This is a genomic window from Streptomyces sp. NPDC052012, assembly GCF_040689265.1.
GTDB lineage: Bacteria > Actinomycetota > Actinomycetes > Streptomycetales > Streptomycetaceae > Streptomyces.
This window is the reverse complement of record NZ_JBFAXA010000011.1, coordinates 95,971-109,513: the sequence shown is the minus strand read 5'-3', so window position 1 is coordinate 109,513 and position 13,543 is coordinate 95,971. Positions and strand designations below refer to the sequence as shown.

The window sequence follows — 13,543 nt, the reverse complement described above, 5'->3', positions numbered from 1 at the left end:
CCTTGGGGCAGGGCCGAGCGTCTGTGTCGCCGGGCGGGAGGGCCGTCCGGCGACGGAGGATGGCGGCGTGGACGAGGGCGTGGACGAGGAACTGCTCAGCATCGGGGCGTTCGCGGCGCGGGCGCGGCTGTCGGCGAAGGCGCTGCGCCTGTACGACCGGCTGGGTCTGCTGGCGCCCGCGCAGGTCGACCCGGCCACCGGCTACCGGTACTACCGGGCCGGGCAGGTGGAACGGGCCCGGCTGGTGGCGCTGCTGCGGCAGCTGGACATGCCGCTCGCCCGGATCGCCGAGGTCGTCGACGCCGACGACGGCGGCATGGCCGCCGACCGGCTCGCCGCCTACTGGGCCGGCGTCGAGGCGCGGGTCGCCGGGCAGCGGACGCTCGCCGAGTACCTCCGTGGACGACTGTCGGGGAGGAACTCCGAGATGTACGGGAAGTTCGTGGTCGAGACGGTGGACGTGCCGGAGCAGGTGCTGATCACCGAGAAGCGGCACACGCTGGCGGACGAGTTGCCGGCGTGGATCGGGGCCTCGCTGGGGCGGCTGGAGGAGGCCGCCCGGGAGTGCGGGGGCGTGGCCGGGGCGCCGTTCGTGGCGTATCACGCCGAGGTGTCGATGGAGAGCGACGGCCCTGCGGAGGCGTGTGTGCCGGTCGCCGACGAGGCGGCGGCACGGGCGTGGGCCGAACAGCGGGGGCGGGCCTGGGAGACGACGGTACGGGTGGAGCCGGCCCGGCGGCTGGCCCGCACCCGGATCACGAAGGCGCAGGTGGCGCATCCGCAGATCCTGGCGGCGTTCGAGGCGGTGGAGGAGTGGATGGCCGCGGAGGGGCTGAGCCAGGCGGGGCCGTGCCGGGAGGTGTACTTCGCCGACTGGGGTGCCGCGGGGGCCGAGGATCCGGTGTGTGACGTGGCCTTTCCCGTGAGCTGAGCCGACGGGGCACGGGCCACGCGCCGAGCCCTCTCGGCAAGGACGGCGGACTCGTCGAGAGGGCTCTTTCGGTGGTGCTGCTAGGACTTCACCGAGGCCACGAAAGCGCTCCACGCGTCCGCGGGGAACGCCAGCTTCGGACCCTCGGGCACCTTGGTGTCGCCGAGTTCCAGCGCTTCCTCGGTGGTCGACCTGACCATCACGCACGCGCCGTTGTTGTTGGTGTAGGAGGACGTCTTCCACGCTTCCGTGGCGCCCAGACGAATTGCCATGTTCGCTCCGTAGCCAGTTGCTGAGTTGCGTCACCGGGCTGCGCATTCCGGCATGGACCCGCAGAACGGATTGCGCCAACCTCGACTGGTGGTTGGCGTGATCGACGCTACTCGCCAACATCCTCTTACGGAGCAGTCCTTCACTCGACTGGAGGCATATTCCAGGTGAGCCTTCCCGTCAGACGGGGCCGCCGTGTAATATGCCGCCCCACTCCGGCCGGGAGCTCAGCGCGCGTACTCCTTCGCGATCCGCTCGACGAGCTGGCGGGAGGCGTCCACGTTCAGCGACTGCGCCCTCAAGTGCTCGTACATCACGGTGTACTTCTGCACGTCGTGCGGCTTCTCCAGGTACAGGTCGCTGGTCACGCCCTCGATGTACACGACGCTCGAGTCGGCCGCGTCGGCGAACTCCAGGATCGAGTACTGGCCGTTGATCCCGGCGTGCGCGCCGACCTCGAACGGCAGCACCTGCACGGTGATGTGCGGCAGCCGGCTCATCTCCATGACGTGCTCCAGCTGTTCCCGCATCACCTGCCGGCTGCCGACCACGCGGTGCAGTGACGCTTCGTCCAGCACCACCCACAGCCGCAGCGGATCCTTGTCGGCGGTGATACGGCTCTGCCGGCGCAGCCGGACCTCGACCCGCTTGTCGTTCTCCTGGTCCGACGCCTCCGGCGAACCGCCCTGGATGATGGCCTCCGCGTACGCGCGGGTCTGCAACAGGCCGGTGATGATCTGCGGTTCGTAGACCCTCAGGGACTCCGCGTCCGTCTCCAGGCCGATGTAGACGCTGTACGGGATGTCGCCGAAGGCGTGCCACCAGCCCTGCTGGCGCGAGTCCTTGGCCATCTGCATCAGCGACTCGACGATCCGCTGGTCTTCCACCTCGTAGACACCGCACAGGTCACGGACGTCGCGCTGGCTGATGCTGCGCCGGCCGTTCTCCAGGCGGCTGATCTTCGACTGCGACACCAGCAGCCGTTCCGCCACCTCTTCGGCCGTCATGCCCTTGAGCTCGCGGAGCCTGCGCAGCTCCTGGCCCAGCCGGCGCCGCCTGACGGTGGGATTGACATTGGACGCCACGGGACGTGCACCTCCGGCTGCGTGCCTGCTTCCTGACTTTGCGTATCTGCTGTTGAGCAGATTGCCACCAAGGGGCTCGCCGCCGCTGGGAAACGGTCGATATCCGACGGGTACACGCCAGTTCACGGGACGGGTGCGAACGAAAGTGGCCTCTGGGCACGCCGAGCGGGGCGAAGAGAACGCGTGCATTCTCTTCGCCCCGCTCGGACAGCGGCTCCCGTGACCGGGTCTTGGGTGCCGGGGCTCAGTGAGCCACGGCGCGCGCCATGGATCCGCGGCGCGGTTGTGCCGGAACGCCTCGGGCGGGTTCGGCCGCACCCCTGCCGCCCGGGCCGCCCTGACGGCCCGCCGAGGCGGGGCTGCGGCGCGGCTGTGCCGCCACGCCGTTCTGGACGTCCATCACGGCGTGCGCCACGAGGCCGCCCATCGGGTCGTGCCGGATCAGGTCCCGCAGCCGGGAGCGGGACGAGCGTCCCTCGTTCCCCGGGTACAGGTGTTTGCCGAGGCCGACCGCGTGCGCCAGTGCGGCGAGCGCCGCGGTCCGCGGGTCCGGCGGTACGCCGGTGCGGATCGCGGAGTCCAGCCGGGCCCTGATCTCCCGGCTGATCTCGGTGTCCGTCGCCTGGTAGCGAGTCGTCGGCAGCACCCCGCACATCTGTCCGGCCACGGCGTGCACCATGCCGCACCGCTCCAGATGCGAGAGATAGGTCTGGCGGAGCCCGAGACGCGGCCCGCCGATCCAGTGGACGGCACGCACAGGGGCGCCGCGCCTTCGCAGCAACTCCAGTGCGCAGTCCAGTGTCGGATCTCCAGTCGGCCGTGGTACCACCACGGCGATACGATCCCCGTCTGGGGCTATCCGTCCGGCCAGCGCCAGCTCCACTAGCTGCGCTCCGGCCAGACCGAGGTCGAGCGACTGCGGCTGTGCAGTGGTACCCGTGGCCGGGTCCAGTGCCAGCAGCAGAAGCTCCTCCGGAAGTGTTCTGCGGCTCCTGCCCATCCATGCCTCCCCGCGTGGATGAATGACAGGGTGACCCCTCTCACATTGGTCTGTCGAGGGTGCGTGACCGGTTCGTGAGGGAACCGGTAGGTATGTCGTTCTCGTCTACCGCGTGGGGTAAGCCCGCACACAGGACACTGGTACATGGTTCGGACAGCGCTGCGAGGCGGTGTCGCGGGCGGCGGTTCACGGTTCGATTGGCGCACGCGGGGCGTGCGGCGCATGGAGGAGGCATCGGTGGCGGGCGAGTCCCCCGACAGGTCGAAGCAGCGCGAGTCGTCGGCAGGAACGACGTCGGGGAGCGCGGGCCCGGTTCCCGAGGCGCGGAGTTCCGCGGAGCCGCGCGACCCCCGATTGGCGGTCGCCCGTGACGCGTCGCCCTCCTCACGCGGGAAGGCCGATACGGCCACACAGGTGCTGTCGGTCCGGGGGGCGGCGGACGCGGAGGCGAAGAACGCCGGGGACGCGCCCGAGGAGCCCGAGCAGCCCGGGGACACACCGCCGCCCGCCGGGCAGGACGAGGCCGCAGCGGAGAGCGACGGCCGTCTGCGGGACGCGGTCGCGGCGTGGGTCAGGTCGGCGGACCCCACGGAGGAGGCGTCCGAGGCATCCAGGGACGCCACGACGACGGAGGCGGACGCGGAGGCCGACGGTACGGCTGCCGCCGGCACCGAGGAGCCCGAGACGTCCCCGGCCGCCACCGAGGCGGACTCCGCCGATGCCGACGTGAACGCCGACAGTGACGCGCCCGAGTCCACCGACACCGACGCGGACGACGCACCCAACGCGGGCACCGACAGCGACACCGACACGGACGACGCACCCGAGGCGGGCACCGACAGCGACACCGACGCGGACGAGCGCCGCGGGCGGGCAGGTGACGCGGAGCCGGACGCCGCCGGGGCGGACGGCACCGACGCCGAGAACGCTCCCGAGACGGACGCCACCGACGGGCTTGCGGACGCCGAGAACCCATCCGGGCCGGACGCCACCGGCGAGGGCGGGGACGAGCGGCCCGGCGGTCACGCGGACGCTTCGACCGGTGCGGGTGGCGTGAAGGCGGGCGACCGCGAGCCGGCGACGGACGGTGGGCAGGGGGCCCGCTCGGGAACGGCATCCGACGACTCCGACACCGGGGACGACGCCGAGGCCTCCGAGGCCCCCGAGGTCGCCGACGACTCCAGCGGCTCCGAGGACGCCGGCGAACCCGACACCGGTGACGGCGCGTCCGACGCGCCAAAGGGCGGTGGCGCCGACGGCGATGACGCGCCCCAGGCGGGCCCCGCCGCCGACGACAAGGGCGAGGACCGCGCCGCCGCATCACACACCCCCGGTGGCGGCGACCACGATGACGCGCCGCAAGGCGGTGACGGCGCGCCCCAGGAGGGCCCCGGCGCCGGAGGCGAGGGCGAGGGTCCCGTCCGGGAGGCCGCCGGGGGCAAGGGCGCGGGTGGGGAGCGTAAGCAGCAGGTCGATCAGCCCACCGCGGTGTTCAAGACCGTGCGGTCCGGTCCGGCGCTGGATCAGCCGACGACCATGCTCAGGGTCGGCGACACGGGTGAGCGGGACAAGGGCGAGTCCGAGTCCGAGCGGACCAGCAAGTTCGTCGCGCTCAAGGCGCTGGATGATCCCGGGATCCGTAAGCCGGTCCGCGAGGAGACGCGGGAGCCCGCCGCCGATGCGACCACCGCGCTGCCGCAGATCGGTCCGGAGCGGACCGCGCAGCAGCCGTTGCCGCCGAAGCCGCCGCTGGACCTGCTGGCCGAGCTGACCAACACCCCGCCGCCGCCGGAGACCCCGCTGCGGACGGCCGTACGGCGGGTGAAGATCTGGACGCCCCTGGTGCTGCTGCTGGCGATCGTCTTCGCGGTCGTGCAGAACATGCGCCCGCTCCCGGAGCCCACGCTCGACCTCACCGCCGAGGACAGCTACACCTTCGAGGGCGGCAAGCCGAACATCCCGTGGCCCGCGGACGGGCAGGCCGCGCTCGACGTCCAGGGCATCGGCACGTTCGGCTCGTCCGGCGAGCAGAAGCCCGTGCCGATCGCCAGTGTCGCCAAGGTCATGACGGCGTATCTGATCCTGCGCGACCACCCGCTCAAGAGCGGCGCCGAGGGTCCGATGATCGGCATCGACAAGACCGCGGAGGAGCAGTCCGACGCCGGGCAGGAGTCCACCGTCAAGGTCACCGCGGGGGACAAGATCTCCCAGCGGGAGGCGATCGAGAGCATCCTCATCGCGTCCGCGAACAATGTCGCCCGGCTGCTCGCACGCTGGGACGCCGGTTCCGAGAAGGCGTTCGTCGAGAAGATGAACGACGCCGCGAAGGACCTCGGGATGACCAACACGACGTACACGGACCCGTCGGGCCTGAACAACACGACCGTGAGCACGGCCGTGGACCAGGTGAAGCTCGCCAAGGCGGCGATGAAGCAGCCCGCGTTCCGCGAGGTCGCCGCGATGATGGAGTACATCGACTACAAGGGCGTCAAGCACGGCAACTGGAACCGGCTGGTCGGCCACAACGACGTCGTCGGCATCAAGACGGGCACGACCACCTCCGCGCTCGGCAACCTGGTCTTCGCGGCGAAGAAGGACGTCGACGGCGAGACCCAGCGGATCGTCGGCGCGGTGCTGCGCCAGCCCGAGGGCGGCGTGGACAACACCATCCTGTCCGGTGCCCTCGCGGCGGGCGACCAGCTGATCCGGGCCGCGCAGGACACGCTGGAGTCGGCGACGATCCTCAAGAAGGGCACCGTCGTCGGGTACGCGGACGACGGGCTCGGCGGGCGTACGCCCGTCGTCGTGACCGAGGACGTGAAGGCCGTGGGCTGGGCGGGGTTGTCGGTGAAGCTGACGTTCGCCGCGGACGAGGTGCCGCATCAGGCGAAGGCCGGCACCAAGGTCGGCACCCTCACCGTGGGGGACGGCACGAGCAGTGCGGTGAAGGTGCCGGTGGCCCTTCACGAGGACATGGTGGAGCCCGGCTTCACGGACAAGCTGACGCGCATCGCCTGACCCACGGCGGGAGCGGACACGCGCCCCGCCGGCCGTCGCCCGCCCCGGGCGACGGCCGGCGGGGTGTCTGCTAGCGTCACGAAACGGGCAGGTCGCCGGTCACCGGACGCAGTGGGGAACGGATGCGGACGGGACACGGCAGCGAACGGAAGACGGGACACGGGGAGTGCCTTCAGGTGGCCACAGCGGAGCCGACACGCGCCGACGACGCCGATCCGGGACCGGGATCGGGTTCGAGCGGCCCGCGAATAGGCCTGGACGACGCCCGGCATCACTCCGCGCGGCGAGAGAGCACACCGGGAGAGACGACGCCCGAACAGGCCGGGCCGGAGCGGGCCGCGCCGGGGCAGACCGGGCCGGAGCGGGCCGCGCCGGGGCAGACCGGGCCGGAGCGGGCCGCGCCGGGGCAGCCCGTCCCTGAGGAGCCCGCGCCCGGCAGCGGCCCCCGCCCACCCCGCACCTCGCGCCCCCGAGCCCTCCTGCTCGCCGTGCGGGCCCGGATGCTGCGGCACCCCGTGCTGTCCGTCACCGGGCTCGCGGGGGTGCTGCACATCGTCTGGTTCTTCACGTTCGCCAACAGCGGCGGGGACCTCGCGGCGCAGGACGCCTGGGCGGAGTTCGTCGGCCGGCATCCGGACTCGGCGTACAACCTGGCCTGGTACGGCGGGATGCACCCGGTGTCGTACAGCGTGGTGTCGCCGTATCTGATGTCGCTGCTCGGTGTGCGGACCACGATGATGATCGCGGGGACGGTCTCGGCGGGGCTGCTGACCCTGGTGCTGATGCGCAGCCGGGCGGTGCGCAATCCCCTGTGGGCCGCGCTGGCCGGGGTGTTCGCGCTGCTGTGCAACGCCGCCTCGGGGCGGGTGACCTTCGGGCTGGGCACGATGTTCGCGCTCGGCGCGGTCGCCGTGGTCTTCTGCTGGCCGTACCGGTGGCGGTACAAGCGCTGGGCGAAGGCGCTGTGCGCGGCCCCGCTGGCGGCGCTCGCGACGATGGCCTCGCCGGTGGCGGGGCTGTTCGTGGGGCTCGTGGCGGTGGCGCTGTTCCTGCAGAAGCGGCGGCCGGGGGCATGGGCGCTGGGGCTCGCGCCGAGCGCGGTGGTGGCCGTGTCGGCGTGGCTGTTCCCGTTCTCGGGAACCCAGCCGATGGGCATCGGCTCGGTGATCCTGCCGCTGGTGTACTCGGTCCTGGTGGTCGTCCTCGTGCCGCGGGAGTGGAGGACCGTGCGGCTCACGGCCGGGGTGTACGGGCTCGGGGTCGTGCTGGTGTGGCTCATCAGCTCGCAGATCGGGTCCAACATCACCCGCCTCGCGATGCTGTTCGCGGGGGTGGTGCTGGTGGCCGCGCTGCCGTTCGCGGTGCCGAAGTCCCGCAAGTGGTACGCCATCGTGATCGCCTTCGTGGGCTTCACCGCGTGGATCGGCTTCAAGTCGGTCGACGACATCGTGCACACCACGCCGGCCGCGTCCTGGGCGCGTGAGCTGGCGCCGCTGGTGAACGAGTTGCAGGAAGTGGGCGCCGAGCGCGGCCGGGTGGAGGTCGTCCCGGCCCGCTCGCACCGCGAGGCGTCCGCGCTCGCGCCGTACGTCAATCTGGCCCGCGGCTGGAACCGCCAGGCCGACATGGAGCGCAACCCCCTCTTCTACGACGACACGCTCAACTCGGCGAACTACCACGAGTGGCTCAAGCGCTGGGCCGTGCACTTCGTCGTGCTGCCGAAGGACGAGCCGGACGGTGACGGCGGCCAGCGGGAGCGGCAGCTGGTGCAGCGGGGTCTGCCGTATCTGAAGCAGATCTGGGGGGACGCCAACTGGCAGCTGTTCCAGGTGACCGAGCCGACGCCGCTGGCGGAGCCGAACGCGGTCGTGGAGCGGGCCGCGCAGGGCGAGATGACGATGCGGGTGGAGAAGGCCGGGCGGATCCTGGTGCGCATCCCGTACTCGCCGTGGCTGAGCATCGTGGACGCCGAGGGCAACAAGCTGAAGCCGCCGCAGGAGACGGAGGCGTCCGAGAACCGCCCGGAGGGCGAGCCGAGGACGTACGAGAACGTCAACGGCTGTCTGATGGAGACGGAGGAGGACGCGAACGGCGACCGCTGGACGGTGCTGCTTGCGCCGGAGCCGGGCACGTACCGGCTGGCCGCGCCGTACACGCTGCCGCGCGGTACGCCCTGCCCGGACGAGCTTCGCTGAACCTCCCGGGTCGTTCACGTCCATGAACGACGATCAGCTGCCGGAACTTCTTTACCTCCTCTTGACCAGACAGGCGCTTGTCGCGCCCACTTTCCCCTACCCAGGATGAGCGAGCCGTTCACCATACGGAACTCGGAAGCCTGGAAGGGGTGACATGAACAGTCTCGACTGGGCGGTGCTCATCGGCTACTTCGCCGTGATGGTCATCATCGGCGTCTGGTCGCACAAGCGGGTGGACAACGTCAGCGACTTCTTCACGGCCGGCGGCAGGATGCCGTGGTGGCTCTCCGGCATCTCCCACCACATGTCGGGCTACAGCGCGGTGATGTTCACCGGGTACGCGGGCATCGCCTACACCTACGGCGTGACGTCCTTCGTCACCTGGTCCTTCCCCATCGCCCTCGGCATCGCCATCGGCTCGAAGCTGTTCGCGCCGCGCATCAACCGGCTGCGCTCCCGGCTGCATGTGGCCTCACCGCTCGAGTACCTGAAGAACCGCTACGACCTGAAGACCCAGCAGGCGCTCGCCTGGTCCGGCATGCTGCTGAAGATCGTCGACGTGGGCGCCAAGTGGGCGGCGATCGCCACGCTGCTGTCGGTGTTCACCGGTGTCTCCCTCAACCAGGGCATCCTGATCACCGGCGTGGTCACCGGGATCTACTGCACGATCGGCGGGCTGTGGGCGGACGCGCTGACGGAACTGGGCCAGTTCGTCATCCAACTGCTCGCCGGAATCGCGATGTTCATCGCGGTGGTGGTGGAACTCGGCGACCACGGCGGCTTCCTCGGCGCCTGGGACGAGCCCGAGCTCCAGGGGCACGGGGAACCGCTGGTCGGGCCGTACGGCACGGTGTTCCTGCTGGCGTTCCTGTTCATCAAGCTGTTCGAGTACAACGGCGGCATGCTCAACCAGGCCCAGCGCTACATGGCCACCCCGACGCCCAAGGAGGCGGAGCGCTCGGCGCGGCTGTCGGCGGTGCTGTGGCTGGTCTGGCCGCTGGTGCTGTTCTACCCGATGTGGATGTCGCCGCTGCTGGTGGAGTCGCAGAAGGGCGACGGGTCCGACTCGTACGCGCTGATGACCGAGCAGCTGCTGCCGCACGGTCTGCTGGGCCTGGTCATCGTCGGCTTCTTCTCCCACACGATGGCCATGTGCTCCTCGGACGCCAACGCCATCGCGGCGGTGTTCACCCGGGACGTGGCGCCGGTGCTGTCGGCGAAGGCACGCATGTGGGGCGAGCGTTCGGGGCTGATCGCGGCCCGGGTGACGACGGTGGTCTTCCTCGGCCTGTCCATGGCGGTGGCGACGCAGGTCAACTCCCCCACCTTCAAGGACATCATCACGGTCGTCATCAAGTGGGTGGCCGGGCTGATGGGCCCGATCGCCATTCCGATGATGCTGGGCCTGCTCCGCCCCTTCCGCCGCTCCGGGCCCACGGCGGCGCTGACCAGCTGGGCGGCGGGCCTGCTCGCCTTCTGGCTGGTCAACTACCCCATCCACTGGGCCGTCGACGGCGGCGTCCCCCTGGAGTACCAGGTCTCCATCCCGCTCGCCGTCTCACTGCTCCTCTACGTCCTCATCGGCTACGCCAAGCCGGAGGACACCCCGGAACGCCTGGCGATCATCGAGACCGTCAACACGGACGGCGACAGCGGCTCGGCCGCGGCGGCGATCCCCGCGCAGCCGGGCGCGGAAGACGTCGTGGGCACGGCACCGGTCAAGGACCAGTAGCGGAACCCGGCCGAAAAGGCGGCCCGTTCCCCGCGTCCCAGGGCGCGCGGGGACGGGCCGCACTTCTTTTCCGGCCGACCGTGCACGCCGTATTCCGGCACCGATACGAGGTCCGCGGCGGGCGCGGCCTGGGCGACGCCTTCATGGACCTCGTCGGCACGCCGCTCGCCCGGGCAGGGCAGCACGTACCACCTGATGAACTTCGCCGCGTCCCTCGCCGGGCCGCTGATGACCACCCCGGTCGTGGTCGCCGCCGTCGCGCTGCACGGGACGGACTCGGCCTGGTTGGTACTGCCGGCGGGTCTCGGCTACGGCCTGCTGATCACCGTCGTCGTCCTGCGGCGCACCGGCGCGCGGCTGTTCCGCACCTACCCGGACGTGCTCAGCGCGCTGCGGCTCGGCTGACGTGGTGACAGCCGCCGCGCGGCTCCCCCTCCCCGGACGACCGCGACTCCCCCTCCCCGGACGACCGCGACTCCCTCTCCCAGACGACAAGGACACTTCCGCTGTGCAGACGGCCGCCCCCGCCTCGTCCTTCCGGCAGCTTCTCGGCCACTCCCGGCACGGACGACGTGACGCCGTCACCGGCCGGCTGAGGGCTCCACGCCGCCCGCGGTGGGCTCAGGCTCCCCGCGGATAGCGGGCCAGCCACGCCGGGGAGGAGCCGGCGGGGCCGTGCAGGGCGGGGCCCTGGGTCATCTCCATCGCGAAGTCGTCGGCGAGTTCCAGGACGGTCGGCCGGCCCTCCAGTTCGGCCAGCCAGGCCGGGGGCAGGGCCGTCTCGCCGTGCAGGGCGCCGAGGAGACCGCCGGTCAGGGCACCGGTCGCGGCGGAGGGACCGTCGTGGTTGACGGACAGGCACAGGGCACGCCGGACGTCCTCGCCGACGAGGGTGCAGTAGACGGCGGCGGCCACGGGGCCCTCCGCGCTGCCGGTGCCGATGAGCTGCGTCACCCGCTCCGGCGTGGGCATGCCCTGCCGTACCGCGCCGAGCGCGTGCTGCAGGGCGTCGGAGACCGGCTGGTGGCCGGGGCGCGCCGCCAGCAGCGCGAGGGTCTGCTGCACCGCCGCGTCCACGCTCTCGCCCCGCGCCAGCGCGTGCACGATCACCGCGTACGCGCCCGCCGCGAGGCAGGCGGTCGGGTGGCCGTGGGTCTGGGCCGCGCACTCCACGGCGAGCTGGGCCACCAGCTGGGGCTCCCAGCCGACGAGCAGACCGAACGGCGCGGAACGTGCCGCCGCCTCCGGACCGGCCTCGCCGGGGTTCTTGGGTGCCTCCGGCGTGCCCATCGTCTCGTCGCCGAGGCCCAGCAGCAGCGCGCGGGCCGGGGACCGGCGGGCGTACAGCCACTCCTCGCGGGCCAGCCAGCCGTCCTCCTTGCGGCGCTCGTCGGGGCCCCAGTCACGCTGGGTGGTGGCCCAGCGCAGATACGCCCGGTGCAGATCGGTCGGCGGATGCCAGGCGCCGGTGTCCCGGCGCACCTGGGCGCGGATCAGGCCGTCCACGGAGAACAGGGTCAGCTGGGTGTGGTGGGTGACGGCGCCTCGGCGGCCGTAGGCGGGGGCCAGGTCGACGATGCCCTCCGCGCCGTGCGCCTCCCGGATCGCCGCGATGCCCATGCCGTCCACGGGTGCGCCCAGCGCGTCGCCCACGGCCACGCCGAGGAGCGTCCCGCGCACCCGGCTGCGGAAGTCCTGCTGCTCACGGCGCCCCCACACGGGCCCGGCAGTCGCACCCACCCAGACCTCCCAGGCACCGTCCATACGTACGACGCCCAGCACTGTAATCGAACGGGGACGGGTGGTTCAGGCGGGCGGTTCGGCGGGCGGGCCCTCGACGTGACGGCGGATCGCCTCCCGCTGGATCCGCGCCCACCCGTAGTGCGGGTTCAGTCGCAGGGCGTGGTCCAGGTCGGCCAGGGCGTCGGTGTGGCGGCCGAGGTTGTGACGGGACACTCCTCTGCTCGCGTAGGCCGAGGCGTACTCGGGGTCGAGGGCGAGGGCCCGGTCGTAGGCGGCCAGGGCCTCTTCGTCGCGGCCGGCGGCGCGGAGCGCGTCGCCGCGTTCGCAGTGGGCCCACGGGGAGTCGGGCTGCAGGCTGACGGCGCGGTCGAGGTCGGCCAGCTGGCGGTCCGGGGCGCCGAGGGCACGCCAGGCACGGGCTCGGCGGATGAGCGCCCACGGGTAGTCGGGGTTGAGGTCGAGTGCGCGGTCGAGGGCGGCGAGCGCGGTGGTCGGGTCGCCGAGGGCGAGACGGGCGGCGCCGAGGGACGCCCACGCGTAGTCGTGCCCGGGGTCGAGCCTCACCGCCCGCTCCAGGTCCCGCAGCGCGTCGCCGTGGGTGCCCAGCGTGCGGAGATACTCGCCGCGCAGGGCGAGGCAGCGGGGGTCGTCGGGGGTGAGGGCAAGCGCGCGGGTGAGGTCGGCGACGGCGGCGGTGTACTCCCCGCGGACAGCCCGGGCCACGGCCCGACTGCGGTGCGCGCGGGCGGCGACGTCGGGCGCGAGGTCCCCGGCGGGATCCGCGCCGCCGGCGCCCGGATACGGCGGGGTCACCGGGTGCGGCGGATACGCCGGGTAGGACGGCTCGGGCGGGTACGACCAGGGGGCGCCGCCCGTGCCCGGGGCTGCCGTGCCTGCGGGGACGCCGGTGACGGGGCCGGTGGTGTTCGGCGGGTACGCCTGGGGTGCCCATCGTGCGGCGTCCGTGCCGGGGGTCGGCGGACCGGCAGGGAAGCCGGGGTTCACCGGGGACATCGACGCGGTCGGGGACGGCCACCGGGGCACTCCGGTGTCGCGCCGCCCGTCCGCTCCCGATGGCTCGTCCGCGTCCCGGTCCTCCTCCACGTCCGCCGCACCGCCCGGCTCGGACCCGCCGGCGAAGACCGGCCCGGCGGCATCCGCCGAGTCCAGCCACCAGGCCACGGCGACCCCCGGACGCTCGCCCTCGTCCTCGTCCGCGTCCGCCACATCGTCCACTGCCACCCCGGCCGGAACCGTGCCGGTGGCATCCGCCCCGGGCGGCCACCAGGTCACCTGCACGCCCGGGCGCTCCTCTGCGTCCGCCGCATCGCCCGGTCCGGCAGGGACCGGGCGGCCGACGGCATCCGCCGGAGCCCCCGGCGACGCGTCCGCGTCCGCCTCGGCCGGACCCGCAGGAACCGGCCCGGTGGCATCCGCCGCGGACGGGCCCCACGGCACCTGCGCGTCCCCGGTCCCCTCCTCGTCCGCCTCCTCGCCCGCCGCAGGCGGACCCGCAGGAACCGGACCCGTGGCATCCGCCGCAGACGGCCCCCACGGCACACGCGTGCC

10 protein-coding genes are annotated in these 13,543 nt (G+C 72.6%); 5 read left to right on the top strand and 5 right to left on the bottom strand.

Annotated features, from left to right (window positions below):
- Positions 1-67 precede the first annotated feature (67 nt).
- The gene (locus AB0412_RS19700; protein ID WP_366403849.1) at positions 68-931 is read left to right on the top strand and encodes a MerR family transcriptional regulator; all 864 of its coding nucleotides are present in this window, start codon (positions 68-70) and stop codon (positions 929-931) included.
- An 80-nt stretch (positions 932-1,011) separates the two neighbouring features.
- Here AB0412_RS19700 and AB0412_RS19695 read toward each other — a convergent pair whose 3' ends face one another.
- From AB0412_RS19695 to AB0412_RS19685, 3 genes are all read right to left on the bottom strand, one after another.
- Positions 1,012-1,203 carry a DUF397 domain-containing protein gene (locus AB0412_RS19695; protein WP_366403848.1) on the bottom strand — a complete coding sequence of 64 codons (192 nt, stop codon included), beginning with the start codon at positions 1,201-1,203 and terminating at the stop codon, positions 1,012-1,014.
- 225 nt (positions 1,204-1,428) lie between these two features.
- Positions 1,429-2,286: a helix-turn-helix transcriptional regulator gene (locus AB0412_RS19690; RefSeq protein WP_366403847.1), complete on the bottom strand. Its 858-nt coding sequence runs from the start codon at positions 2,284-2,286 to the stop codon at positions 1,429-1,431.
- 244 nt (positions 2,287-2,530) lie between these two features.
- On the bottom strand, positions 2,531-3,286 hold the full coding sequence (locus AB0412_RS19685) for a GPP34 family phosphoprotein (protein WP_366403846.1): 756 nt from the start codon (positions 3,284-3,286) through the stop codon (positions 2,531-2,533).
- Positions 3,287-3,523: 237 nt separating this feature from the next.
- Here AB0412_RS19685 and AB0412_RS19680 point away from each other — a divergent pair, with 237 nt between their 5' ends.
- From AB0412_RS19680 to AB0412_RS19665, 4 genes are all read left to right on the top strand, one after another.
- Positions 3,524-6,304, top strand: coding sequence for a D-alanyl-D-alanine carboxypeptidase (locus AB0412_RS19680; protein WP_366403845.1), 2,781 nt, complete (start codon positions 3,524-3,526; stop codon positions 6,302-6,304).
- 176 nt (positions 6,305-6,480) lie between these two features.
- Positions 6,481-8,499 (top strand): MFS transporter, encoded by a 2,019-nt coding sequence (locus AB0412_RS19675; protein WP_366403844.1) that lies wholly within the window; start codon positions 6,481-6,483, stop codon positions 8,497-8,499.
- A 154-nt stretch (positions 8,500-8,653) separates the two neighbouring features.
- Positions 8,654-10,231 carry a sodium:solute symporter family protein gene (locus tag AB0412_RS19670; RefSeq protein ID WP_366403843.1) on the top strand — a complete coding sequence of 526 codons (1,578 nt, stop codon included), beginning with the start codon at positions 8,654-8,656 and terminating at the stop codon, positions 10,229-10,231.
- 195 nt (positions 10,232-10,426) lie between these two features.
- Complete coding sequence (locus AB0412_RS19665; RefSeq protein WP_366403842.1) at positions 10,427-10,636, top strand: hypothetical protein; 210 nt, start codon at positions 10,427-10,429, stop codon at positions 10,634-10,636.
- Positions 10,637-10,852: 216 nt separating this feature from the next.
- On the opposite strand, the gene AB0412_RS19660 is transcribed toward AB0412_RS19665, so the two are convergent.
- Both AB0412_RS19660 and AB0412_RS19655 read right to left on the bottom strand, forming a co-directional pair.
- On the bottom strand, positions 10,853-11,971 hold the full coding sequence (locus AB0412_RS19660; protein WP_366403841.1) for an ADP-ribosylglycohydrolase family protein: 1,119 nt from the start codon (positions 11,969-11,971) through the stop codon (positions 10,853-10,855).
- Between the two features lie 66 nt (positions 11,972-12,037).
- Entirely contained in the window at positions 12,038-13,273 is a 1,236-nt protein-coding gene (locus AB0412_RS19655) for a tetratricopeptide repeat protein (RefSeq protein ID WP_366403840.1), read from the bottom strand.
- Positions 13,274-13,543: the final 270 nt, after the last annotated feature.